Source organism: Xanthomonas sp. NCPPB 1128 (assembly GCF_001043115.1).
Taxonomy (GTDB): domain Bacteria; phylum Pseudomonadota; class Gammaproteobacteria; order Xanthomonadales; family Xanthomonadaceae; genus Xanthomonas_A.
Window position 1 is genome coordinate 108,455 of sequence record NZ_LFME01000009.1, and the last position, 24,962, is coordinate 133,416.

General features: G+C 70.4%; 20 protein-coding genes. 8 read left to right on the forward strand and 12 right to left on the reverse strand.

Translation table 11 applies throughout. From position 1 onward, the window contains the following. Window positions 1-127: 127 nt before the first annotated feature. Both hutC and ACP93_RS08585 read right to left on the reverse strand, forming a co-directional pair. Complete coding sequence (gene hutC / locus ACP93_RS08580) at window positions 128-859, reverse strand: histidine utilization repressor (protein ID WP_048490283.1); 732 nt, start codon at window positions 857-859, stop codon at window positions 128-130. A gap of 52 nt (window positions 860-911) precedes the next feature. Then, window positions 912-2,309: a formimidoylglutamate deiminase gene (locus ACP93_RS08585; protein ID WP_048490284.1), complete on the reverse strand. Its 1,398-nt coding sequence runs from the start codon at window positions 2,307-2,309 to the stop codon at window positions 912-914. 63 nt (window positions 2,310-2,372) lie between these two features. Here ACP93_RS08585 and hutI point away from each other — a divergent pair, with 63 nt between their 5' ends. The 7 genes from hutI to ACP93_RS08620 all read left to right on the forward strand — a co-directional run bounded on the left by hutI (window position 2,373) and on the right by ACP93_RS08620 (window position 9,769). After that, entirely contained in the window at window positions 2,373-3,575 is a 1,203-nt protein-coding gene (gene hutI, locus ACP93_RS08590; RefSeq protein ID WP_048490304.1) for an imidazolonepropionase, read from the forward strand. Beyond that, complete coding sequence (gene hutH / locus ACP93_RS08595; RefSeq protein WP_048490285.1) at window positions 3,572-5,110, forward strand: histidine ammonia-lyase; 1,539 nt, start codon at window positions 3,572-3,574, stop codon at window positions 5,108-5,110. Before hutI ends, hutH begins: the two co-directional genes overlap by 4 nt. 127 nt (window positions 5,111-5,237) lie before the next feature. Then, complete coding sequence (gene hutG / locus ACP93_RS08600) at window positions 5,238-6,101, forward strand: N-formylglutamate deformylase (RefSeq protein ID WP_048490286.1); 864 nt, start codon at window positions 5,238-5,240, stop codon at window positions 6,099-6,101. A 48-nt stretch (window positions 6,102-6,149) separates the two neighbouring features. Continuing rightward, window positions 6,150-7,817 carry a urocanate hydratase gene (gene hutU / locus ACP93_RS08605; RefSeq protein ID WP_048490287.1) on the forward strand — a complete coding sequence of 556 codons (1,668 nt, stop codon included), beginning with the start codon at window positions 6,150-6,152 and terminating at the stop codon, window positions 7,815-7,817. A gap of 138 nt (window positions 7,818-7,955) precedes the next feature. Next, window positions 7,956-8,780, forward strand: coding sequence for a hypothetical protein (locus ACP93_RS08610; protein WP_048490288.1), 825 nt, complete (start codon window positions 7,956-7,958; stop codon window positions 8,778-8,780). Between the two features lie 105 nt (window positions 8,781-8,885). Then, window positions 8,886-9,143 (forward strand): acyl-CoA-binding protein, encoded by a 258-nt coding sequence (locus ACP93_RS08615; RefSeq protein WP_048490289.1) that lies wholly within the window; start codon window positions 8,886-8,888, stop codon window positions 9,141-9,143. Next, window positions 9,143-9,769, forward strand: coding sequence for a TetR/AcrR family transcriptional regulator (locus ACP93_RS08620; protein WP_048490290.1), 627 nt, complete (start codon window positions 9,143-9,145; stop codon window positions 9,767-9,769). Before ACP93_RS08615 ends, ACP93_RS08620 begins: the two co-directional genes overlap by 1 nt. A 39-nt stretch (window positions 9,770-9,808) precedes the next feature. Here ACP93_RS08620 and ACP93_RS08625 read toward each other — a convergent pair whose 3' ends face one another. The 3 genes from ACP93_RS08625 to ACP93_RS08635 form a co-directional block, all read right to left on the reverse strand. Then, window positions 9,809-10,297, reverse strand: coding sequence for a GNAT family N-acetyltransferase (locus tag ACP93_RS08625; protein WP_228135981.1), 489 nt, complete (start codon window positions 10,295-10,297; stop codon window positions 9,809-9,811). Window positions 10,298-10,449: 152 nt separating this feature from the next. Next, window positions 10,450-11,148, reverse strand: a complete 699-nt coding sequence (locus ACP93_RS08630) for an SGNH/GDSL hydrolase family protein (RefSeq protein WP_048490291.1) — start codon at window positions 11,146-11,148, stop codon at window positions 10,450-10,452. A gap of 165 nt (window positions 11,149-11,313) precedes the next feature. Further along, entirely contained in the window at window positions 11,314-11,727 is a 414-nt protein-coding gene (locus ACP93_RS08635; protein WP_048490292.1) for a hypothetical protein, read from the reverse strand. 160 nt (window positions 11,728-11,887) lie between these two features. Here ACP93_RS08635 and ACP93_RS08640 point away from each other — a divergent pair, with 160 nt between their 5' ends. After that, window positions 11,888-12,742 (forward strand): tetratricopeptide repeat protein, encoded by an 855-nt coding sequence (locus ACP93_RS08640; protein WP_048490293.1) that lies wholly within the window; start codon window positions 11,888-11,890, stop codon window positions 12,740-12,742. 318 nt (window positions 12,743-13,060) lie between these two features. Here ACP93_RS08640 and ACP93_RS08645 read toward each other — a convergent pair whose 3' ends face one another. The 7 genes from ACP93_RS08645 to ligA all read right to left on the reverse strand — a co-directional run bounded on the left by ACP93_RS08645 (window position 13,061) and on the right by ligA (window position 24,811). Then, a complete protein-coding gene (locus ACP93_RS08645) occupies window positions 13,061-15,490 on the reverse strand; it encodes a membrane-bound PQQ-dependent dehydrogenase, glucose/quinate/shikimate family (RefSeq protein ID WP_048490294.1) in 2,430 nt (809 codons plus the stop codon). A gap of 365 nt (window positions 15,491-15,855) precedes the next feature. Beyond that, entirely contained in the window at window positions 15,856-18,672 is a 2,817-nt protein-coding gene (gyrA, locus tag ACP93_RS08650; protein WP_048490295.1) for a DNA gyrase subunit A, read from the reverse strand. A 211-nt stretch (window positions 18,673-18,883) separates the two neighbouring features. Next, the gene (gene mtnA / locus ACP93_RS08655; RefSeq protein ID WP_048490296.1) at window positions 18,884-19,948 is read right to left on the reverse strand and encodes an S-methyl-5-thioribose-1-phosphate isomerase; all 1,065 of its coding nucleotides are present in this window, start codon (window positions 19,946-19,948) and stop codon (window positions 18,884-18,886) included. Window positions 19,949-20,018: 70 nt separating this feature from the next. Then, the gene (locus tag ACP93_RS08660; RefSeq protein WP_048490297.1) at window positions 20,019-20,663 is read right to left on the reverse strand and encodes a DUF3011 domain-containing protein; all 645 of its coding nucleotides are present in this window, start codon (window positions 20,661-20,663) and stop codon (window positions 20,019-20,021) included. Between the two features lie 199 nt (window positions 20,664-20,862). Next, complete coding sequence (gene epmA / locus ACP93_RS08665) at window positions 20,863-21,813, reverse strand: EF-P lysine aminoacylase EpmA (protein ID WP_048490298.1); 951 nt, start codon at window positions 21,811-21,813, stop codon at window positions 20,863-20,865. Continuing rightward, window positions 21,813-22,298 carry a GNAT family N-acetyltransferase gene (locus tag ACP93_RS08670; RefSeq protein WP_048490299.1) on the reverse strand — a complete coding sequence of 162 codons (486 nt, stop codon included), beginning with the start codon at window positions 22,296-22,298 and terminating at the stop codon, window positions 21,813-21,815. The genes epmA and ACP93_RS08670 overlap by 1 nt, the downstream gene beginning before the upstream one ends. Beyond that, window positions 22,295-24,811, reverse strand: a complete 2,517-nt coding sequence (ligA, locus tag ACP93_RS08675; protein ID WP_048490300.1) for an NAD-dependent DNA ligase LigA — start codon at window positions 24,809-24,811, stop codon at window positions 22,295-22,297. Before ligA ends, ACP93_RS08670 begins: the two co-directional genes overlap by 4 nt. Between the last annotated feature and the right edge of the window lie 151 nt (window positions 24,812-24,962).

Consider the following 24,962-nt stretch of genomic DNA (forward strand, 5'->3'; position numbering starts at 1 on the left):
AAAGCCATCGCGGCTACGCCGCGCGCACATGATGACGTGATGCGCGGCGAACGCAGCTTTGATGAGGTGCGCTCCAGACGCGCCAAGACGAGCGTCCGCCGTACTGGAGCCGCCTGGCGCACCGCGCTCAGCGCGCGCCAGGCGAAAATCGCGCGACTAGGTCGTAGGTATCGCCGAGGAACACCTGGCGCACGAAGGTCACCGCCTGTTCGCCGCGCCAGGTGCGGCGGTCGATCAGCAGGCAGGCGGTGCCGACCGGCACCTGCAGGCGTGCCGCCTGCGCGGCACTGGCGCCGACCGCGCTGATGCGGTGTTCGGCGCGGGTCCAGGGCACGTGCTGCAGCAGCCAGCTGCCGGGCACGGTGACCGCGAAGTCCATCTGCAAGGCCTCGGGCACCGCCACCGGATTGATCACCCGCTCCTCCAGCGCGAACGGACGGCCGTCGGCGTAGTGCAGGCACTGCAGCGCCAGCAGACTGCCGCCGGCGGCGACCTCAGCTTCCTGCGGCAGCGCCGCACGCGGTGCGCGCTGCTGCCGTTCCAGCAATTCGAAGCGGTAGGCGTGGCCGCGCGCGGCGACCTCGACCGGGATGTCCGGGATCTCCAGCGCCACCTGCTCCATGTGCGGATGCGGGCGTGCCACGAACGAGCCGGCGCGGCGCCGGCGCTCGATCATGCCGGCGTCGGCGAGCAGCGCCAGCACCTTGTTGACGGTCATCCGCGAGCAGCCGTACTGCGCCATCAGCTCGTGCTCGAACGGAATGCGATGGCCCGGCGGCCACTCGCCGCTGCGGATGTGCGCCTCGATGTCGCGGCGGATGCGCTGGTTGAGCGGCAGCGTCGGCTCGGCAGGACTCATTGGCGCTCCGCACTGCGGCGGCAACTGCACAAGGCCAGGCGACCAGCGTGCCTCATGCGTCCAGCAGCCGGGCCAGCGCACGCGCATAGCGGGCCGCGACCGCCTCGCGCTGCAGGTGACGCCCCTCGCGCACCAACTCGCGGCCGTGTCGCCAGACCGAGCGCGCCGCGCCGCCACGCGCGGCGAACAGCCAGCTGTCCAGCCAGGCGTCGCCATGGCGCGCCTGCAATGCAGGATGCGCCGCGTCCAGCTCGACCAGATCGGCCGGAGCGTCCACACACAGGCCCTGGGCGACGCCAAGCGCCTGCGCCGCCCCCTGCGCGGCGGACTGGAACAGGAAGCGGCCACTGGACAGCGCGGTGTCGCCGGTGAGCACGTTGCGCCCGCGCAGGGTCAAGCGCTGGCCGTACTCGAGCAGGCGCAGTTCCTCGGCCGCATCGATCAGCACGTTGGAGTCCGACCCCACACCGAAACGGCCGCCGGCGCGCAGGAAGTCCTGCATCGGGAACAGCCCGTCGCCGAGGTTGGCCTCGGTGATCGGGCACAGCCCGACCACCGCGCCACTGGCGGCGATGCCCTGCACTTCGGCGGCATCGACGTGGGTGGCGTGGACCAGGCACCAGCGCGCATCCACCGGCGCGTGCGCCAGCAGCCATTGCACCGGCCGTTGCCCGCTCCAGGCCAGGCAGGCGTCGACCTCGCGGGTCTGCTCGGCGATATGGATGTGCACCGGGCCGTCGCACAGCGGCAGCAGGGCCGCCAGTTCGTCCGGGGTGACCGCGCGCAGGCTGTGCGGGGCAAGGCCGAGCACCGCATCGTCCAGCCCCTGCAGCGCGCGACGGCTGCCATCCAGCAGCGCGGCGAAGCCGTCGACGTCGTGCAGCAGGCGCTGCTGCGCCGGGTTCGGCGCGGCGCCGCCAAAGTCGGCGTGCGCGTAGAACACCGGCAACAGGGTCAGGCCGATGCCGCTGGTCTGCGCCGCCGCGGCCAGGCGCTGCGCCATTTCAGCGCGGTCGGCGTAGGGCCGGCCGTCGGCGGCGTGGTGCACGTAATGGAACTCGCCGACCCGGGTGAAGCCGGCCTCGAGCATCTCCACGTAGGCCTGCTCGGCGATGGCCTGCAGATCGTCGGGGCTCAGCCGCTGCAGGAAGCGGTACATCAGTTCGCGCCAGCTCCAGAAGCTGTCGCCGCTGCGCCCGCCGATCTCGGTCAGGCCGGCCATGCCGCGCTGGAAGGCGTGGCTGTGCAGGTTGCCCAGCCCCGGCACCACGATGTCCAGGCGCTGATCGCCCAGTGCCGCGGCCACGCCGCTGTCCACCGTGACGACGCGGCCGCCGCGCACGCCGATGCGCACGTCGCGCGCCCAGCCTTGCGGCAGCAGCGCGTGCGCGCACCAGAATTCGCCCGATCCCACCTTGCCGCTGGCCTGCTGCTGCGCCTGGGTCTGCACTGGACACCCTCCATCGACCACAATATTGTATATACAAAATAACCGACGAGCCCGCCCGTGACCATGCCCTGCGACACGCTCTGGCACAACGCGCACCTGATGACGCTGGACGCCGAGGACGGCGGATTGGGCCTGGTCCACGACGGCGTGGTGGCGTGCCGCGATGGCCGCATCGTCTATGCCGGCGCCGCCGCGCAGTTGCCCGGCCCGCTGTCGGCGCAACGCAGCATCGACTGCGGCGGGCGCTGGATCGGCCCCGGCCTGATCGACTGCCACACCCACCTGGTCTATGCCGGCAACCGCGCCGGCGAGTTCGAGCAGCGCCTGCTCGGCGCCAGCTACGCCGACATCGCCCGCGCCGGCGGCGGCATCGTCTCCACGGTACGCGCCACCCGCGCCGCCGACGAGGACGCCCTGCTCGCCGCCAGCCTGCCGCGGCTGGACGCGCTGCTGGCCGAAGGCGTGACCACGGTGGAGATCAAGTCCGGCTACGGCCTGACCCTGGACGACGAACTGCGCCTGCTGCGCGTGGCGCGGCGCCTGGGCGCGCTGCGCGCGGTGGACGTGTCGCCGACCTTCCTCGGCGCGCACGCGGTGCCGCCCGGCGCCGAGGCGCAGGCCTACATCGACGAAGTGTGCGAGCGCATGATTCCCGCGGTGGCCGCGCAGGGCCTGGCCGAGGCGGTGGACGTGTTCTGCGAGCATCTGGCGTTCACCCCGGCGCAGACCGAGCAGGTGTTCCAGGCCGCGCAGCGCCACGGCCTGGCGCTGAAGATCCACGCCGAGCAGCTGTCCAACCAGGGCGGCGCGGCGCTGGCGGCGCGCTACGGCGCGCGCTCGGCCGACCATGTCGAATACCTGGACGACGCCGGCGTCGCCGCGATGGCTGCCGCCGGCACCGTCGCGGTGCTGCTGCCGGGCGCGTTCTATTTCACCCGCGACACCCAGTTGCCGCCGATCGCCGCGCTGCGCGCCGCGGGCGTGCCGCGCGCGCTGGCCACCGACTGCAACCCCGGCACCTCGCCGCTGACCAGCCCGCTGCTGGCGATGAACCTGGCGGCGACGCTGTTCCGGCTGACCGTGGCCGAGTGCCTCGCCGGCTTCACCCGCGAGGCGGCGCGTGCGCTCGGGCGCCAGGACCAGGTCGGCCGGCTGCGCGCCGGAATGGCCTGCGACCTGGCGATCTGGGACATCGCCGAACCGGCCGAATTGGTCTATCGCATGGGCTTCAACCCGCTGCATACGCGTATCTGGAGAGGACAATGAGCGACGACGAGATCCTGCTGCGCCCCGGCGCGGTGAGCCTGGCGCAGTGGCGCGCCGTATACCGCGGCGCCGGCGTGCGGCTTGACCCGGCCTGCAACGACACGGTGCTGCGCAGCGCGCAGACCGTGGAGGCGATCGTCGCCACCGGCGCACCGGTGTACGGCATCAATACAGGCTTCGGCAAGCTGGCCAGCGTGCGCATCGAACGCGATGACTTGGAGGCCCTGCAGCGCAACATCGTGCTGTCGCATGCGGCCGGAGTCGGCGCGCCGATGCCTGTGCCGGCGGTGCGGCTGATGATGGCGCTGAAGCTGGCCAGCCTGGCCCAGGGCGCCTCGGGCGTGCGCCCGGAAACGCTGTCGATGCTAGAAGCGCTGCTGCAGCACGAGGTGATCCCGGTGGTGCCGTGCCAGGGCTCGGTCGGCGCCTCCGGCGACCTGGCGCCGCTGGCGCACCTGGCCACGGTGATGCTCGGCGTCGGCGAGGCCTTCGTCGGCGACGCGCGCCTGCCGGCCGCGCAGGCACTGGCCCAGGCCGGGCTGCAACCGCTGACGCTGGGCGCCAAGGAGGGCCTGGCGCTGCTCAACGGCACCCAGTATTCCACCGCCTACGCGCTGGCCGGGCTGTTCGAGATCGAACGCGTGTTCCATGCCGCGCTGGTCGCCGGTGCGCTGTCCACCGAGGCCGCGAAAGGCTCGGACACCCCGTTCGATCCGCGCATCCACGCGCTGCGCGGCCAGCCCGGGCAGATCGCGACCGCCGCCACGCTGCGCGACCTGATGCACGCCTCGGCGATCCGCGATTCGCATCGCGACAACGACGTGCGCGTACAGGACCCGTACTGCCTGCGCTGCCAGCCGCAGGTGATGGGCGCGGCGCTGGACGTGATGCGCCAGGCCGCCACCACCCTGGCCACCGAGGCCAACGGCGTATCGGACAACCCGTTGGTGTTCAGCGACACCGGCGAGGCGCTGTCCGGCGGCAACTTCCACGCCGAGCCGGTGGCCTTCGCCGCCGACATGCTGGCGCTGGCGGTGTGCGAGATCGGCTCGATCAGCGAGCGCCGCGTCGCCATGCTGGTGGATCCGGCGCTGTCCGGGTTGCCGGCGTTCCTGACGCCCAAGCCCGGCCTCAACTCCGGCTTCATGATCCCGCAGGTGACCGCCGCCGCACTGGTCTCGGAGAACAAGCAGCGCGCCTATCCGGCCAGCGTCGATTCGATCCCGACCTCGGCCAACCAGGAAGACCACGTGTCGATGGCCGCGCACGGCGCGCGCCGCCTTTTGGCGATGGCCGAGAACGCGGCCAACGTGGTCGGCATCGAACTGCTGGCGGCCGCGCAGGGCTGCGACTTCCACGCGCCGCTGCGCTCCAGCGCCGCCCTGGAAGCGGCACGCGCGCTGCTGCGTGCCCGTGTGCCGACGCTGCAGGACGACCGCTATTTCCACCCCGACATGCTGGCCGCCACCGCGCTGGTGCGCGACGGCGCACTGGCCGCGGCGGTGGGGATGCGCTTGCCCGAGGCGAGCGCCTGATCCGATGACACACTCGTAGGAGCGGCTCTTGTCCCCTTTTTGGGATCAGCCGCGACCGGGCTTTCCCGGCAATGCCCGGTCGCGGCTGAAGCCGCTCCTACAGAACAAGCACAACCCGCGAGGCCGTATGACATCCCTGCCCGACTGGCTCACCGTGCACCGCGGCGATGCGCCGCTGATCGTCAGCTTCCCGCACACCGGCACCGAATTGCCGGAGGCGCTGGCCGAGCGCTTCGTCTCGCCATGGCTGGCGCAGCGCGATGCCGACTGGTGGGTGCACCTGCTGTACGCCTTCGCCAAGACGCTCGGCGCGACCACCGTGCGCACCGCGATCTCGCGCTCGGTGATCGACGTCAACCGCGACCCGGCGGGCGTCTCGCTGTATCCAGGGCAGAACACCACCGGGTTGTGCCCGCTGAGCACCTTCGACGCGCAGCCGATGTACCGGCCCGGCGCCGAACCCGACGCCGCCGAGATCGACGCGCGCCGCACGCGCTGGTTCGCGCCCTACCACGCCGCGCTGGACACGGAGATCGCACGCCTACGCAAGATGCACCCGGCGGTCGTGGTGTACGACGCGCATTCGATCCGCTCGCGCATTCCGCACCTGTTCGACGGCGAGTTGCCGCAGCTCAACATCGGCAGCGCCGGCGCCTCTGGCGCGGTGGATGGCAGTTGCGCAGCGGCGCTGACCGATGCGGTCGAACGCGTCTGCGCCGGCAGCGGCTTCAGCCACGTGCGCAACGGCCGCTTCAAGGGCGGCTGGAGCACCCGCCACCACGGTGCGCCGGCCGACGGCGTGCACGCGATCCAGATGGAACTGGCCTGCCGCGGCTACATGCACGAGCCGGACACGGTCGCCCCCAGCACCTGGCCCTCGCCCTGGCAGCCCGACTACGCCGCGCCGCTGCGCGCGGTGCTGCAGCAGGTGCTGCAGGCCTGCCTCGACTTCGCCCGCAGCCCCGCCGCATCCGCCCGCACCGCCGACTGACGCGCGCGCCGCGTTCCGCCTTCCGCGCATCCACCTGAGGATTCCCGCATGACCCGCCTCGACGCCACCCGCACCATCCAAGCGCCCACCGGTAGCGCCCTCACCTGCAAGAGCTGGCTGACCGAAGCGCCGCTGCGCATGCTGATGAACAACCTGCACCCGGACGTGGCCGAGCGCCCACAGGAACTGGTGGTGTACGGCGGCATCGGCCGCGCCGCACGCGACTGGGAGAGCTTCGACGCCATCGTCGAGACGCTCAAGCGCCTGGACGACGATCAGACCCTGCTGGTGCAGTCAGGCAAGCCGGTCGGGGTGTTCCGCACCCACGCCGACGCCCCGCGCGTGCTGATCGCCAACTCCAACCTGGTGCCGCGCTGGGCCAACTGGGACCACTTCAACGAGCTGGATAAAAAGGGCCTGGCCATGTACGGCCAGATGACCGCCGGCAGCTGGATCTACATCGGCGCGCAGGGCATCGTCCAGGGCACCTACGAGACCTTCGTGGAAATGGGCCGGCAGCACTACGGCGGCAACTTGTCCGGCAAGTGGCTGTTCACCGGAGGCCTCGGCGGCATGGGCGGCGCGCAGCCGCTGGCCGCGGTGATGGCCGGCGCCTCATGCCTGGCCGTGGAGTGCCGCAAGAGCAGCATCGACATGCGCCTGCGCACCGGTTACCTGGACACCTGGACCGATAATCTGGACGAGGCGCTGCGTCTGATCGCCGAATCGTGCACGGCGAAGAAGCCGCTGTCGGTCGGCCTGCTCGGCAATGTCGCCGACGTGCTGGACGAATTGCTGGTCCGTGGGGTCAAGCCGGACCTGCTGACCGACCAGACCTCCGCGCACGACCCGGTCAACGGTTACCTGCCGCAGGGCTGGAGCGTCGAGCAGTGGGACGAAAAGCGCGCGAGCGCGCCGAAGGAAGTCGAAGCCGCCGCGCGCGACTCGATGGCCAACCACATCCGCGCCATGCTCGCCTTCCACGCGCTGGGCGTGCCGACCGTGGACTACGGCAACAACCTGCGGCAGATGGCGCTGGAAGAAGGCGTCGCCAATGCCTTCGATTTCCCCGGCTTCGTGCCGGCCTATATCCGCCCGCTGTTCTGCCGCGGCGTCGGCCCGTTCCGCTGGGCCGCGCTGAGCGGCGACCCGGAGGACATCGCCAAGACCGACGCCAAGGTCAAGGAACTGATCCCGGACAACCCGCACCTGCACCGCTGGCTGGACATGGCCGCCGAGAAGATCAAGTTCCAGGGCCTGCCGGCGCGCATCTGCTGGGTCGGTCTGGGCGACCGCGACCGGCTGGGGCTGGCGTTCAACGAGATGGTCGCCAATGGCGAACTGAAGGCACCGGTGGTGATCGGCCGCGACCACCTGGACAGCGGCAGCGTCGCCTCGCCGAACCGCGAGACCGAGGCCATGGCCGACGGCTCCGACGCGGTCTCCGACTGGCCGCTGCTCAACGCCCTGCTCAACACCGCCAGCGGCGCCACCTGGGTCTCGCTGCACCACGGCGGCGGCGTGGGCATGGGTTTCTCGCAACACGCCGGCATGGTCATCGTCTGCGACGGCAGCGAGGCGGCGGCCAAGCGCATCGCCCGGGTCTTGTGGAACGACCCGGCCACGGGCGTGATGCGGCATGCCGATGCCGGCTACCCGATCGCCCTCGATTGCGCCCGCGACAAGCAGCTGGATCTACCCGGCATCCTGCGCTGATCTCCGCGCGCCGTCCGCCGCACCGAGCGGCGGGCGGCGCGCGCGGCCCAAACCGGAACTGCGTCACCCCTCAAACGATAGGGCCTCAAGTTCGGCCGAAACACGCCGACAAGGGATGCATCGTTTCAAGGAGCCTGCATGGGCATCCTGATCTACCTCACTCCTGCCGTGGCGCTGTGGGCTGCCGTTGCCACAGCGTTCGCGCATGGCTTGTTCCAGCGTCTGGGGCATGCCTATCGGCGCGACGCGACTGCGAAGGAGACCATCGCGCGGTATCAGGCGGCGCTGAGCCAGCTGAAGGCGCAGGCCGCCGCCAGCGCGCAGGAGTTGGAAACGCTGCGCCAGGACCACGAGCGCCTGCGCGCGACCTACGAGTACGAAGCGGCACCCGCTGCAGGCGCGTCCGCCACCGCCACGCCCGCGACTGCGCCGTCGACGGCCGCAGCGAAGGCGGCGCCCGTACCGGCTCCAGCCCCGGCCGCGCCGCCGTCGACTATCGCCCTGGCGCAGATCGACATCGCCGACGAGGTCGGCACCCTGCTCGCGCATGTCGCGCGGGTGGCGCGCAGCATCCGCCGCTACAGCGCCTACAGCCGCGGCCACAACGGCCCGGAGCCGGCCAGCGCGCGCTACGACCTGCACTGGCTGTCCGACTGCCTGCACAACCTGGACCAGGTCGGCCACGCCCTGGCCCGCAACAACATGGAAACCCTGACCGCGGCCTGCACCGAACTGCTGACCATGTACGAGCAGTACCTGCGCGACGGCTCCGGCTACAACAGCCGCGACACCTTCCAGCGGCTCAGCACGCAAGTGCCGCTGGCCGAAGTCACCGATGCGATCCGTTCCATCGCGGCCAAGGCCTCGCTGGCGCGGCAGGCCCAGGCCGCGCAGGAACAGGCCGCACACGCGCACGAACGCGTCGCCGACAGCCGCCAGATCGACGCGCTGTCGATGCTGTGACGGCGGCGGCCGTGACGGCGGCCGCCAGCACCGCCACTCGCGGTCCGCGTTGACCCGGCCCCTCGCCCGTGCTGTGATGCCTGCCGGTCAGGGCGGAGCGGGATCATGGCGGACAGCAAGGCGGCCTTCGAGAAAGCGGTCCAGGACATCAAGCAGCGCGCCGAGCGCCCCGACAACGACACCCTGTTGCGGCTCTACGCGCTGTACAAGCAAGGCTCGGAGGGCGATGTGAGCGGCGCCAAGCCGGGCTTCTTCGACTTTGTCGGCACCGCCAAGTACGAGGCCTGGGCCAAGCTCAAGGGCATGCCGCAGGCCGAGGCGCAGAAGAAGTACGTGGACCTGGTGAAGAAGCTGCTGGCCTGATGGCCCGCGACACCCGGCGGCGCATCCTCGAGACCGCCCTGGCGATGTTCAACGCGCAGGGCGAGCCGCACGTCACCACCAACCACATCGCCGACGAGCTGGAGATCAGCCCCGGCAACCTGTACTACCACTTCCGCAACAAGGACGACATCATCGAGCACCTGTTCGCGCGCTACGAGGAGCGCATGGACACGGCGCTGGCGCTGCCGAGCGCGCGCCTGCCCGGGCTGGAGGACATCTGGCTGCAGTTGCACCTGGTGTTCGAGTGCATCTGGGACTACCGCTTCCTGTACCGCGACCTGGTCGAGATCCTCAGCCGCAGCCGGCGCCTGCGCCTGCGCTTCGCGCGCATCCTGCGCCGCGCCGACGCCAGCGTCCAGGCGGTGTTTCAGAGGCTGGCGCAGACCGGGGCGATGCGCGCCAGCGCCCAGGAACTGGCGGGCGTGGCCACCAACGCGCTGGTGGTGGCCACGTTCTGGCTCAACTACGCGGCCGCGCGCGGCGAAAAGGACGAGCAAGTGGCGATCCGCCACGGCATCGTGCAGGTGATGCGGCTGATCGCGCCGTTCCTGCGCGAGGCCGAACGCGCGCACCTGGCCGCGCTGATGGACGCCTATCTGGATTGATCCCCTGCCCTGCGCGTCGATGCGCGCACGACGCGACGCTCAGCCGGCAGCGGTGCGGACGACCGAACCGTCGAGTAGGTAGACCTTGCACACCAGGCCCGGCGGCGTGCGGTAGGTGCGAAAGCCGACGGCTTCGTAGTACGCCTGCCCGAGCGCATTGTCGGCGGCGATGGTGGCGTCGATCTGCGCCAGCGCGGCACCACGCGCCGCCGCGCAGGTGGCGCGGAACAGCGCACTGCCGACGCCACGGCGGGCGGCGCGCGGATCGACGTGGGTGCCGATGATGCCCCAGCCCTCGGCGACATCGTAGGTATTGCCAGGCCGCGCGATGCGCAGCGACTGGAAGCCGAGGACACGTCCGTCGGCGTCCTCGGCCAGCACGCACTGGATGCGGTCGGGATGCTCCAGGTAGGTCGCGCGCACCGTCCCCAGGTCGGTCGGCGCCTTGCGCAGGCCGGCGGCGAAGATCGCGTTCTGCACCGCGACCATCGCCTCGGCATCATCGAGCGTGGCGGGCCGGATCTGCATGGTGTCGGCGTCTCGGAGGGTGGCACGCGAGTATGCCCGAGCGCGGCCCGCCCTGCGCCAGCGCGAATTCGCGCGTCGGTTCATGGGTTGGAATGCCCATCGGGACTGACCGCAGGTTTCTAGGGCACAGCGGCAGCATCGCTCCGCAACAACTACTTGAGCAACTCGACCACTTTGTCGGCGATGAGCTGATGTCCCTTGGCATTCGGGTGATTCGACTGCGCCATCAGGTCTTGCCGATTGCCCTTGTAAGCCGCAAAGGCCGCATAGGAATCAACCAACGAGACACCTTGCGTCTTCGCGAGCTTGCGGATCATGTCGACCTGTTCGAGCAATGTCGACTTGGCAGCCGGCGGATCGCCCTTCAAATCAATGCTCGGCGTCATCAACACCACGCACGCGTTCGCCGATCGTGCCTCACGGATCATCTCCGTAAGGTTGGAGCGCGACTGCGCGACAGTCAGATTGCGGTCGTTGAGGCCATAGTCGATCGTGATCACGTTCGGCCGATGTCCCAGGCCTTCCACGGCGAACCGGCTTAGTCCCTGACTGGAGTCCTCGCCCCCCACCGCCGAGGTGATCACGTTGATGACCGCGGTCGGGTAAAGCTGCTCCAGCGCATCGGCGACACGTTGCGGATACGCCTCCTTGCTGCGCACCTCCGGAACGACGAAATAGCCGGCTGGCACGCTGTGCCCGAAGGTCACGATATTGATCGTGTGATTCTGTGGCCAGGCCAGTCTGAGTTCCTGCTTGACGGCGCCAAGGCAGGTGCCGCGATCCGCCGAGTCGGCAGCATGGGCGGCAAACGGAGCGGCGATCAGGCAGCTCAGCAACAGAATCGTTTTCATTCCTTATTGTGATCAATAAGAACTGTTTTAGCGAGCGCGCATCCGATCCCCCGCACCGCATGCCGGGGCCGAAGACACGACCCGCATGCGAGGCGCCGCCGGTGCCGCCGCTGCCCAACGAATGTCACGCTGACACCTGCACGGCAGCGCCCTGCGCCTTGGTCATCAAGCCCCTGCGCTGCGCTTGCTGGCGTTGCGCGGGCGCGGCCCGGCCGCGCGCTTCTTGGCTGCGGGCGTGGCGCGCTTGGGCGCGGCCGCACGTTTGCGCGACGTGGCGCGCGGCGCCGCCTGCAACCCCAGCTTGACCAGCACCGGCTGCAGGCGCGCCTCGACCTCGGCGCTCAGCGGCTGCACCTGGCCGCGCAGCGCTGCGGCGCCCTCGCGCACGCTGCTCTCGGCCTCGTCGGCCAGTTGCGTGGCCAGCGCCTTCAGGGTCGCCGCGCCCTGCACGGCATCGGCGGCGGCGGCCAGCGCGCGCTTGCGGGTCAGCGCGACCACGCCAAGCCCGGCCAGCCACAGGTGCCGCGGGTTCAGCCGGTCCGGCCGCAGCGCGGAGGTGGAACGCTTCTTGGTCGCCATCGCACGATCTCCAACTGGGCCGGCAGTGGCCCCGATATGCGCCATGCTGGCGCCGGCGGCTTGAGCAAACACACTATCGGTGGCTGCCCTTGCCACGCGCCCGCCACAGCGCCATGCTCGGCGCGGACGCCGTGGCCCGGCGCCGCACAGGGAGATCCGCATGGCAGCAAAATCGGGCGCGTGGGCGCCGTTTCCGTACGACGCCAAGGCCTACGCCTACGCCGGCGATGCGTTGAAGAAGGCCTGGCCCAAGCTGCACGCCGGCGATCGCGAGCCCTACCCGGACCCGGCACGCGCGCAGGCGCTGCTGGACGCCGCCGGCAAGGCCGGCAAGGGCCACGACGCGCAGACCCTGTCGGCAGCGCTGATCGAGGCCTGGCGGGCGTTCCACCACGGGCAGTTCCAGCAGGCCTACGAGGCCGGCAAGGCGCTGGGCGTGTTCGGCGCCTCGGTCGCGGTCAAGGCGATCGGCATCCATGCGGGCTATCTGGTCGAGGACGAAAAAGAGCAGTTGCAGCGGCTGCAGCAGGCCGCGGCGCTGGCCGAGGCAGCGATCGCCGCGCTGCCGGACGAGGCCAACAGCCACTACCGCCATGCGTTCGCGCTGGGCCGCTACAGCCAGGGCTTGAGCATCGTCAAAGCGCTCAAGCAAGGCATCGCCAGCAAGGTGCGCGCGTCGTTGGAAGCGGCACTGGAACTGGAGCCCAAGCATGCCGAGGCGCACATGGCGCTGGCCCTGTACCACGCCGAGATCATCGGCAAGGTCGGCGCGATGATCGGCGGACTGACTTACGGGGCCAAGGCCGCCACCGCCGAGCAGCACATCCAGCAAGCGCTGAAGCTGGTGCCGGACGCGCCGATCGCCCATATCGAACACGCCAACGTGCTGCTGTTGCTGCATGGGGACAAGCGCGAGGAGGATGCCGCCGCGGCGTTCGAGAAGGCCGCCAAGCTCAAGCCGCGCGATGCGATGGAAGCGCTGGACGCGGCGTTCGCGCGTGATCAACTGGAGTAAGCGCAGCCTGGGGCGTGGCGGGCGCGACATTGCGTAGGCGGACGTCTGCCGCCGCGCCTGCATCCACGATGGCGATGCACCACCCGCGCGCCCATCTCGTAGGAGCGGCTTCAGCCGCGACAGGCGTTCTCGGGGAAGCCTGCCGCGGCTGAAGCCGCTCCTACGTGCAGGTTGCAAATCGCACATGCCTCGCACGGACAGAGCGCGACGCAATGCTGCTCGCGCGATCGGCGGCAGGGCGGCGGACACGTGATCCCCCGCTCTTCGCCACGCCCGCCGCCGCGAAGCCGCACCGCGACCTCGCAACGGCGGCCAACATCACGTTGCCGGCGGCAGCGCGTAGGCGATGACGTAGTCGCCGCGCTTGGTCTCCATGAAGTGATGGCCGGCAGCGACGATGACCAGATACTCGCGCCCATCGACCGCGTACACCATCGGTGTGGCCTGGCCACCAGCCGGCAGCTTGGCCTGCCACAGGGTCTTGCCGGTGGCCAGGTCGATCGCGCGGATCATGTCGTCGGTCGCCGCGGCGATGAAGATCAAGCCGCTGGCGCTGACCACGGCGCCGCCGTTGTTGGGCGTGCCGATCTCGATCGGCAGTCCGGAGTGGATGCCGAACGGGCCGTTGCCGCGCGCACTGCCGAACGGACGGTCCCACAGGGTCTTGCCGCTGGCCAGGTCGATCGCACGGATGCCGCCGTAGGGCGGCTGCTTGCACAGCAGGCCGGTGAACGGCAGGCGCCAACCGGCGTTGACGTTGATCGCATACGGCGTGCCCGCCTGCGGATCGCCCGCGCCCTCGGCACCGCCGCTGTCGCCGCGCACCTGATCGCGCGGCGCCCAGCCCATCTTGTCGGCCTTGGCCCGCGGCACCAGGCGGTTGTAGTTGGGCATGTCGTTGTAGTTGGCGACGATCACCCCGCGCTGCGGATCCACCGCCACGCTGCCCCAGTCCGAGCCGCCGTTGTAGCCGGGATACTCGATCGAATGGCGATCGGCCTCGGGCGGCGTGTAGATGCCCTTGTAGCTGGCGCTGCGGAACTGGATGCGGCACACCAGCTGATCGATCGGGGTCATGCCCCACATGTCGCGCTCGGTCAGGTCGCGCTTGCGCAGCGAGTGATACAGCGAGAACGGCTGGGTCTTGGCACGGCGCTGCGGCTCCACGCCGCCGCCCGGCACCGCGCGTTCCTCGACTCCGACCAGCGGCGTGCCGGTGCGCCGGTCGAGCACGTACAGCTCGCCCTGCTTGCTCGGCAGCAGCACCGCGGGCACGGTCGTGCCGTTATGCGGGAAATCCAGCAGAGTCGGTTGCGAACCCAGGTCGTAGTCCCACACGTCGATGTGGGTGGTCTGGAAATTCCACACCGGCTTGCCGGTGGTGACGTCCAGTGCGACCAGCGAGGTCGCGTAACGGTCCTCTTGCGGGGTGCGCGAACTGCTCCAGTAATCGGCCGAGGAATTGCCCATCGGCAGGTACACGTAGCCGAGTTGTTCGTCGCCGGCCGCGCTGGTCCACATGTTCGGCGTGCCGCGGGTCCAGGTCTGTCCCGGCGGCGGTGCGCCATTCCAGTCCGGATGGGTCATGTCCCAGGCCCAGCGCAACGCGCCGGTCACCGCGTCGAAGCCCTGGATCACGCCGGACGGTTCGTAGCGCATCTGTCCGTCCAGCACCTGATGGCCGGTGACGATCACGCCGCGCACGATGGTCGGCGGCGAATTGATCGAGACATAGCCCGGCGGCGTGGAGCCCATGCCGACGGTGATGTCGACCTGGCCATGCCGGCCGAAGTCCTCGCAAGGCTTGCCGTCGGCCGCATCGACCGCGATCAGGCGCCCGTCCAGGGTGCCTTCGATGATGCGCTGGCGGCACGTGGTCGACGCCGTCGCCTGGGCGTCGGGCACCGCGTAGTAGCTGACGCCGCGGCAGGCGGCGGTATACGGGATCGCCTTGTCCGCCACCTTGGGATCGTAGCGCCAGCGTTCGCGGCCGCTGCGCGCGTCTAGCGCGATCAGTTGGTTGCGCGCGCTGCACAGATACAGGCTGTCGCCGATCTTCAGCGGCGTGGTCTCCGCGCCCCAGCGCTTGTCCGGCAGGTCGCCGGTGCGGAAGGTCCAGGCCGTACGCAGTTGCGCCACGTTGCCGGGCGTGATCTGCTGCAGCGGCGTGTAACGGCTGCCGGCGTTATCGCGGCCGTCGGCGGCCCAGTCGGCATCCGCCGGCGCGTCGGCCGGCTGCGCGCCGGTGCGCGGGGTGCCCAGCGCCGCAGCCATGCCGGCCGCATGCGCGAGTGTGCCGTCGGCCTCGGTCACGCCATACGGCAGGAACGCCAGTGCGAACGCGCCGACGAACACCAGCGCCAGCACCGCGGCGAGCGTGCGCGACAGCGTGCGCGAGAACGGCCGCTCCAGCCGCGGCAACAGCAATGCCAGCAGCAGCGCCAGGAACACCATCAGGCCCATGCGCGGCACCCAGCGCCAGTAATCGGTGCCCGACTCCCACGCCGCCCACAACAGCGACAGCAGGAAGGTCGCGGCGAACCACAGCGCGCCATTGCGGCGGCCACGCCACAGCTGTACGCCGGACACCGCCAGGCCGAGGCCGGCGACCAGGTAGTACCAGGAGCCACCTATTGCCAACAGCCAGGCGCCACCGATCGCCAGCACCGCGCCGATCAGCGCGCAGGCGCCGCCGAGCAACCGCAGCGGCCAGCCGCCACGGCGCTCGGTTCGTTCGAATTCGTTCATTGCCATTCCTCGCAGGACACGGCCACGCGGAACATCCGCCGTGGCAGCGGCGCATGTGCGCCGCGCCTCGTTATCCCAAGCAGGAAGTGAACGCTGCGCGTTTCCAGCCGACACACGCTGACACGCAACGTTGCGGTCCTCGTGATCCAGCGTCGACCTGGGCGTCACGCGGCATGTGTCGTTGAGCGCAGCGACTGCCTGACGCCATGGCTGCAATCGGCGCGGCGCAGCGGACGCGCAGGCGGCTGTCGCAGCGCCATCTGCTTGCGCTCCAAGCAAGACGCCCGCATCGCCGCAGTGGTGGCCATCCCCCGAAAACGACGACGCCGGCACGAGGCCGGCGTCGTCGTTCGCTCAGGAGCGGATCACTCCTGCGGCGGTGGTGCGTCGGCTGCGCCTTCGGCGACGCCGTCCTCGCCCGGCAGCACGTCCTCCTCGACCAGCGAGCCGTCCAGGCGTTCGACTGCCTGCAGCTTCTCGCCCTTGGACAGGCGGATCAGGGTCACGCCCTGGGTGTTGCGGCCGACACGGGAGATTTCCGAGGCACGGGTGCGCACCAGGGTGCCGCCGTCGGAGATCAGCAGCACTTCGTCGCGCGTGCTCAGCAGCACCGCGCCGACCAGCTTGCCGTTGCGCTCGCTGGTCTGGATGCCGATCACGCCCTGGGTGCCACGGCCCTTGCGCGGATACTCGCCCAGCGGGGTGCGCTTGCCGTAGCCGTTCTCGGTGGCGGTGAGGATGTAGGCATCGGCCTCGTCGCCGTTGCGCGCCTCGGCATCGACCTCGGTGTCCGCCGCGGCATCGACATCCTCGACGTCCTCGTCCTGGCCCACGGCCGGCTCGGCCACGATCAGGCTGACCACGTACTCGCTCTTGGCCAGGCGGATGCCGCGCACGCCGCGGCTGCTGCGCCCGGTCGGCTTGACGCCGCCGCGGCTCTTGCGCCGCGCGCCGCGGGCGTCGTCGCCCTCCTCGCCCACTGCATCGTCGTCGGCCACGGCGCCCTCGTCGGCACCGGCCTCGTCGATGACCGCGTCGTCGGCCTCGTCGTCCTTGGGCCGCTCGGAGAAGCGCACGGTCTTGCCGTTGGAGGCGAACAGCAGCACGTCGCGCTCGCCGTCGGTGAGCGCCACGCCGACCAGGGCATCGCCCTCGTCCAGGTTGATCGCGATCTTGCCGATCTTGCGCTGGAACGCGAACTCGCTCAGCGGGGTCTTCTTGACCATGCCGTTGCGGGTGGCGAAGAACACGTAGCGGCCTTCGGCATACTCGCGTACCGGCAGCACCGCCTGCACGCGCTCGCCGTTCTCCAGCGGAATCCAGTTGACGATCGGGCGGCCGCGCGCGTTCGGCCCGGCTTCGGGCAACTGGTGCACCGGCAGCCAGAACACCTTGCCGCTGCTGGTGAAGGTCAGCAGCGTGTCGTGGGTGTTGACCAGCCACAGCTGGTCGATGAAATCCTCTTCCTTGGTCGCCGCCGCACTGCGGCCGCGGCCGCCGCGGCGCTGCGCGCGGTAGGCGCTGACCGGCTGGCGCTTGGCGTAGCCGGCATGCGACAGGGTCACCACCACGTCTTCCGGCGCGATCAGGTCGAGGATGTCCAGATCCTCTTCGCTGTGGCGGATCTCGGTACGGCGTGCGTCGCCGTACTCCTCACGGATGTTGACCAGTTCCTCGCGGATCACCTGCAGCAGCACGTCCGGGTTTTCCAGGATGCGGATCAGCCCGGCGATCGCCTCCAGCAGCTGCTTGTATTCCTCGGTCAGACGCTCCTGCTCCAGGCCGGTCAGGCGGTGCAGGCGCATCTCCAGGATCTGCGTGGCCTGCACCTCGGTCAACTGGTAGCCGCCGTTGACCAGGCCGACGCCGCTGGGCAGGTCTTCCGGACGCGAGGCCTCGGCGCCGGCCGCGCCGAGCAGCGCGCCGACCAGGCCCGGTTGCCAGGTCTTGGCCAGCATGCGCTCGCGCGCTTCGTTCGGGTTCGCCGAGGTCTTGATCAGCTCGATCATCTCGTCGATGTTGGCGAGCGCGACGGTCAGGCCTTCCAGGATGTGCGCGCGGGCGCGCGCCTTGCGCAGTTCGAAGATGGTGCGGCGGGTGACCACTTCGCGGCGGTGGCGGACGAACGCCTCCAGCATCTGCTTGAGGTTCATCAGCTGCGGGCGGCCATCGACCAGCGCCACCATGTTGATGCCGAACACCGACTCCATCTGGGTCTGCTGGTACAGATTGTTCAGCACCACGTCGGCGGCTTCGCCGCGCTTGACCTCGATGTAGATGCGCATGCCGTCCTTGTCGGACTCGTCGCGCAGCTCGCTGATGCCTTCGAGCTTCTTTTCCTTGACCAGCTCTGCGATCTTCTCGATCAGCCGCGCCTTGTTGACCTGGTACGGGATCTCGGTGACCACGATCGCTTCGCGGCCGTTGTCCTGGATCTCGATCTCGGCCTTGGCGCGCATGCGCACGCGGCCGCGGCCGGTGCGGTAGCCGGCGACGATGCCGGTGGTGCCGTTAATGATGCCGGCGGTCGGGAAATCCGGGCCGGGGATGTGCTCCATCAGCCCGTCGACGTCGATCTGCGGGTTGTCGATCAGCGCCAGGCAGGCGTTGATCGACTCGGTCAGGTTGTGCGGCGGGATGTTGGTGGCCATGCCCACCGCGATGCCGGCCGAGCCGTTGACCAGCAGGCTCGGGAAGCGCGTCGGCATCACCGACGGTTCCTGTTCCTTCTCGTCGTAGTTGGGCTGGAAATCGACGGTTTCCTTGTCGATGTCGGCCATCATCTCGTGCGCGAGCCGCGACATGCGCGCCTCGGTGTAACGCATCGCCGCCGCGGAGTCGCCGTCGACCGAACCGAAGTTGCCCTGCCCGTCCACCATCAGGTAGCGCAGCGAGAACGGCTGCGCCATGCGCACCAGGGTGTCGTACACCGACTGGTCGCCGTGCGGGTGGTACTTACCGATGACGTCGCCGACGATACGCGCCGACTTGTAGTAGGGCTTGTTGCTGTGCGCGCCCAGCTCGTTCATCGCGAACAACACGCGGCGATGCACCGGCTTGAGGCCGTCGCGCGCATCCGGGAGGGCACGCCCCACGATCACGCTCATGGCGTAATCGAGGTAGCTCTTGCGCATCTCGTCTTCCAGGTTGACCTGGATGATTTCCTTGGCGGATTCTGCCATTCGGGTTCCGTAAGTCTGGTGGCGGATCGACCACGACGCCGGCCCGCGACAGGCGGGCCCGCCGCGGCCGCACGCCTACGGCGCACGGCGGTCGATCGAACCGCCGGATTCTAGCATGACGGGCGCCCGATTGCCCGGTTTTTGCCGGCCCGAACAAGCACTTGCGCGCCATCGGCAGCGTCTGCCGGGCGCTGCGCCGCTACCTCGGAGCTCAGCCGCCGAAGGCGGCGCGCATGCGTGCCGGATCCGGCTGCGCGATGACCCCGCGCTCGGTGACGATGGCATCGATCAGCGCGGCCGGGGTCACGTCGAACACCGGGTTCCAGGCGGCGATGCCGTCGGCCACGGTGCGCGTGCCGCCGACGCCGAACAGTTCGCCCGGATCGCGCTGCTCGATCTCGATCTGCGCGCCGTCGGCGGTGTCCATGTCCACGGTGGACGACGGCGCCACCACCATGAACTTGACGCCGTGATGGCGCGCGGCGATCGCCAGCTGGTAGGTGCCGATCTTGTTGGCGGTGTCGCCATTGGCGCAGATGCGGTCGGCGCCGACGATCACCCACTGCACCGCCCCGGTCTTCATCAGGTGCGAGGCCGCAGAATCGGCGATCAGGGTCGCGTCGATGCCGTCCTGCTGCAATTCCCACACCGTCAACCGCGCGCCCTGCAGCCACGGCCGGGTCTCGCCGGCGAACACCTCGGCGATGCGCTGCTGGGCGACGCCGGCGCGGATCACCCCCAGCGCGGTGCCGAAGCCGGCGGTGGCCAGCGAGCCGGTGTTGCAATGGGTCAGCACGCCGCTGCCCGGCGCGATCAGGCCGGCGCCGAGCGCGCCCATGTGCCGGTTGGCGGCCAGATCCTCTTCGGCGATCGCCTGCGCCTCGCGCTCCAGCACCGCCTGCCAGTCGCTGCCGGCCGCACCGAGTGCGGTGCGCATGCGCGCCAGCGCCCAGGCCAGGTTGACCGCGGTCGGGCGCGCGGCATTGAGCCGCTGCAGGGCCGGCTCCAGCTTCAGCAGCGCCTCGGCACCGTGCTCGGCCTGTACCTCGCGCGCGGCCAGCACCGTACCCCAGCCGGCGGCGATGCCGATCGCCGCTGCGCCGCGCACGGCCAGGGCATGGATCGCCGCGGCGACCTGGTCGCTGTCGGTGCAGCGCACGTGCTCCACCGCGAACGGCAGCTTGCGCTGGTCCAGCAGTTCCAGCGCGTCGCCGGTCCACAGGATCGGGCGGATATGGTCGTAGCGGGCGTAATCGATATCGAGGGCGGCGTTCATTGCGCCATTGTAAACGCCGGCGATTGCGGATTGAGGACGGCGCGCGGCGCCGCAGCGCCCGCCCGCGCGCTCAGTTGACGCTGAACTCGGCGCGGCAGCCCTTGTCGACCCAGATGCCGTCGCGGTCCCAGCCCCAGCTGTCGTCCTGCACACAGGCGGCGCCGGACAATTGCCGGCGCAGTTCGACGTGATGCTGGACGCTGACCCCACAGCGGCGCCGCGCCTTGCCCTTGGACTCGCACAACACCGGCCGCGGACCGGCGGGAAACCCGGAGCCGTCGGCGGCGCCGATCTCGAACTCGCCGCGGCAGCCGCGCGCGACCCAGATCTCGTTGCGGCGCACGCCCCAGCTGCGCTCCTCGCGGCATGGCACCGACGACAGCTGCCGCATCAGCCGCACCGGCGCCCCACGCAGCATCACCGGGCAGCTCTCCAGGCGTCCGTCGGACTCGCAGCGCAACACGCGGCGCATGGCGCTGCGCGGCGTTTCCACCGGATTCGGACGGAACTCGGCGCGGCAGCCCAGGGTCACCCACACGCCGGTGGCGTCGGAGCCCCACTCGCTGCCGCGGATGCAGTCGTTGTCGGACAGTTGCCGCACCAGTTGCACGCCCTGGTCGGTGGGCATCGGGCAGTGCACCCAGGTCATGTCGCGCGATTCGCAGCGCACCACCGCCGCGTCGTACGCATCGGCGGTCTGCGCCGGCGAGGGCATCGGCCACGCGCTTGCCGCCAATCCCAGCCAACACCAGCCACCGAGCCCGTACGCCCACTTCATGCTTGGCTCTGCCCCTATGCCTAGAACCTGAACAACGAAGACCTGCTGGCGCGCCATGTGCGCATGCCGTGCCCGATCAAACCATCATCGGTGTGGACAACGCAACAAGGCGTCGCGGCGCGCCGTGACGGCCGGTTCAGGCATGCGCGAAATCGTAGGCGAGCACCTCGCCGATCTGCGCGGTGCCGCGCATCGCCATCAGCAGCCGATCCACGCCGACCGCGACACCGGCGCAATCGGGCAGGTCCGGCAGCGCCTGCAGGAGGCGTTCGTCCAGCGGCGGCAGCACCGCACCGCGCGCCTGGCGCAGCGCATGGTCGCGCAGGAAACGCCGGCGTTGCTCGGCGGCATCGTTGAGCTCGTGGTAGCCGTTGGCCAATTCGTATCCACCCAGGTACAGCTCGAAGCGCTCGGCCACCGGCGGGTCGCCGTCGCGGATGCGCGCCAGTGCGCATTGGCTGGCCGGCCAGTCGTGGACCACGGTGAGGCGGTCGGCCGGGAATGCCGGCTGCAGACAGTGGGTCATCAACAGGTCCAGCCAATCGTCTCGGCCGAGGCCGTCGGCGTCGATCTGGATATCGCATAGCGGCTGCTGCAGCGCTTGCAACGGCGCAGTGAATGGATCCAGATCCAGCCCCTGCTGGAACAGCTCGCGATAACTGAGCACCTGCGGCGTGGCGCTACGCCCGACCAGGGCCAGCGCGGTGCGCACCAGCTCCACGGTCTCCTCGATCAACTGCCGGTGATCCCAGCCGACCCGGTACCACTCGAGCATGGTGAACTCGGGATTGTGGCGGCCGCCGGCCTCGCCGTTGCGGAACACCCGGCCGAGTTCGTAGCAGTCGCCGATGCCGGCGGCGAGCAGCCGCTTCAGCGGGTACTCGGGCGAGGTACGCAGCCAGCGCAGCGCCGGACCGGCGTCGACGTGGCCGCTGAAGCGGGTCTGGAAGCTGTCGATGTTCGGCTCGGTGTTGCCGGCCGCCGACAGCATCGGCGTCTCCACTTCCAGCACGCCGCGCGTGGCGAAGAAGCCGCGGATGGCGGCATTGAGCCGGGCGCGCAACTGCAGGGCGGGCAGCAGGTCCATCAGTGCGCCATGTCGAGCCGGCGGCTCAGCTGGTCGCGCGCGTCGTCGCGGTAGCCCAGGCCCAGGTACAGGCGCTTGGCGGCGGCGTTGTGGTGATTGACCTCCATCCGCAGCACGTCCACGCCCAGCGCGCGGGCGCGCGCCTCGACCAGCGCCACCGCGCGCCGGCCCCAGCCGCGGCCGCGCGCGGCCGGGCCCAGATACAGCTCGTCGAGCAGCAGATAGCGCCCGCCGAGTTCGACGCTGAAGCAAGCGGTGATCAGCGCATAGCCGACCACCGCGCCGTCCGGCGCCAGCCACAGCAGCGCCTCGCCCAGTGCCGGCTGCGCCAGCAGCGCCTGCAGGCCACGCGCCACCCGCGTGGCATCGAAGGCGATGCCGTCCTCGGCGTAGAACGCCTGCAGCATCGCCAGCAAGGCCGGCTGGTCGGCCGCGCCGGCGGTGCGCCAGCGCAATTCCTCCTGCACCGTGCCGAGCGTACTCATGCGCCCTGCCCCGGCGATTGCAGGAATGCCAGCAATTGCGCCTCGTCCCATACCGCCACGCCCAGTTCCTGTGCCTTGTCGAGCTTGGAGCCGGCGGCCTCGCCGGCGACCACGAACGCGGTCTTCTTCGACACGCTGCCCGCGACCTTGGCGCCCAGCGCCTCCAGTTGCGCCTTGGCCTCGTCGCGGGTCAGCGCGGTCAGGGTGCCGGTCAGCACCACGGTCTGCCCGTCCAGCGGACCGGCGCGGCGTTGGGTCTGCGCCGGCGCGGCGTCGAGCAGGCGCTGCATGGCCGCCTCTGCTTCCAGCAAGGCCTGTTTCTGCGCAGGATCGGCCAGGTACGCGGCCAGGTTGGCGGCGCCGGCCGTGGACAGGCCGGCCCCGGTCCAGCCGCTTTCGTTGGCGCGCAGCAGCGCGTCCAGGGTGCCGTAGGTGGCGGCCAGGCGCTGCGCGCTCTTGCCGCCGAGCTTGTCCACCGGCAGCGTGCCGAGCAGATGCGCCAGGTCCAGGCGATCGCGCAGTTCCGCCGGCGGCTTGCCCTCGTCGGAGAAGCCGATGCCGGCGTCGATCAGACCATCGACCACCGCGACGTTGCCGCGCTGCTCGAAGAAGGTCGCGATCGAGCGCGCCACTTCGCCGCCGATGTCCGGCAAGGCCTGCAACAGCACCGCCGGGGTGCTGCGCACGAACGCCAGGGAGCCCAGCCAGTAGGCCAGCGCCTTGGCCGTGGTCTCGCCCAGGTGCGGAATGCCCAGCGCGAACAGGAAGCGCGGCAGGGTCGTGGCGCGGCTGGCATCGATGCCGGCGACCAGGTTCTCCGCCCACTTGGTCGCGAGCTTGCCGCCCAGGTCCACCGTCAGATGCGCGCGCAGGAAGTCGGCGCGCCGCCATGCCGTGGCCTCGTCCTCCAGCGCCGCGCGGCCAGCCGCATCCAGCACCAGCGCCCCCTTGCTGTCCTCCACCGCCTGCAGCAGGTCGGCAGCGGTGGCCGCGTCCAGCGCGGCCTTCATCCGCACCAGATCCTCCACGCTCAAGGCGTACAGGTCGGCCAGCGATTGCACGAAGCCGAACTCGACCAGGGCATCGGCCTGGCGCTCGCCCAGGCCTTCGATGTCCAGCGCGCGCCGCGAGGCGAAGTGGCGCAAGGCTTCCTTGCGCTGCGCGGCACAGGCCAGGCCGCCGCTGCAGCGCCAGGCCACCGCATCCTCTTCCTTGACCAGCTCCGAGCCGCACACCGGGCAGGCCGCCGGCATCGTCCACGGCACGGTGCCGGGCGGGCGCCGTTCCTCGATCACCCGCACCACTTCCGGAATCACGTCGCCGGCGCGGCGCACGATCACGGTATCGCCCTCGCGCACGTCCAGCCGCGCGATCTGGTCGGCGTTGTGCAAGGTGGCGTTGGTGACGGTGACGCCGGCGACCTGCACCGGCTCCAGCCGCGCCACCGGGGTGACCGCGCCGGTGCGGCCGATCTGCACCTCGATCGCGCGCAGCACGGTGGACTGTTCCTGCGCCGGGAACTTGTGCGCCAGCGCCCAGCGCGGCGCGCGCGAGACGAAGCCCATCGCCTGTTGCTGGTCGTAGTCGTCGAGCTTGTAGACCACGCCGTCGATGTCGTACGGCAGGCGGTCGCGGGCGGCGCCGATGCGGCGGAAATAGGCGATCAGGCCGTCGAAGCCGGTGGCGGTATCCGCCTCCGGCGCCACGGGGAAGCCGTAGTCGCGCAGCAGTTGCAGCGTCTGCGAATGGGTTTCGGGCAACTCCAGGCCGCGCACCTCGCCCACCGAATAGGCGAAGAACGCCAGCGGCCGGCGCCGGGTGACCGCCGGATCGAGCTGGCGCAGCGAGCCGGCGGCGCCGTTGCGCGGATTGGCCAGCAACTTCTCGTTGCGCTCCAGCGCCTGCGCGTTCCATGCGGCGAAGGCGGCGCGCGGCATGTAGATCTCGCCGCGCACCTCCAGCACCGCTGGCGGCGGCGTACCGAGGTCGCGCAGCTTCAGCGGCACCGAGCGCACCTGGCGCAGGTTGGCGGTGACGTCCTCGCCGGTGCTGCCGTCGCCACGGGTGGCGCCCTGCACGAACACACCGTCCTCGTAGCGCAGGCTGATCGCCAGGCCGTCGAGCTTGGGTTCGACCGAGAACACCGGCGCGGCCAGCTCCAGTTCGCGCTCGATGCGGCGCTCGAAATCGGCGACCTCGGCGAAGCGCGTGCGGTCGTCGACGTCCTCGGCCACGCCGGGGGTTTCGAAGGCATTGGCCAGCGACAGCATCGGAATTGCGTGGCGCACTTCCGGGAAGCCGCCGTCCGGCCGCGCGCCGACCTTGCGCGTCGGCGAGTCCGAGCTGGCCAGTTCCGGGTGCGCGGCTTCCAGGGCCTCCAGGTCGCGCATCAGCGCGTCGTACTCGGCATCGGGAATCGTGTTGTCGTCGAGCACGTAGTAGCGGTGGTTGGCGTCGTCGATGCGCTGCCGCAAGTCGGCGGCGCGCTGCTGGGGATCGGGAGTCGCGGTCATGCGCAGCAGAAATACGGGTAACGAAGAGGGGGCGATAGTAGCTGGAAGGCGGGAATTGGGGAGTCGGGATTGGGGGTTGGCTTGGCGGCCGAGATCGGGGATTGGGGATTTGCAAGAGCCGGCGTGATGAGCCCCTCTCCCATCGGGAGAG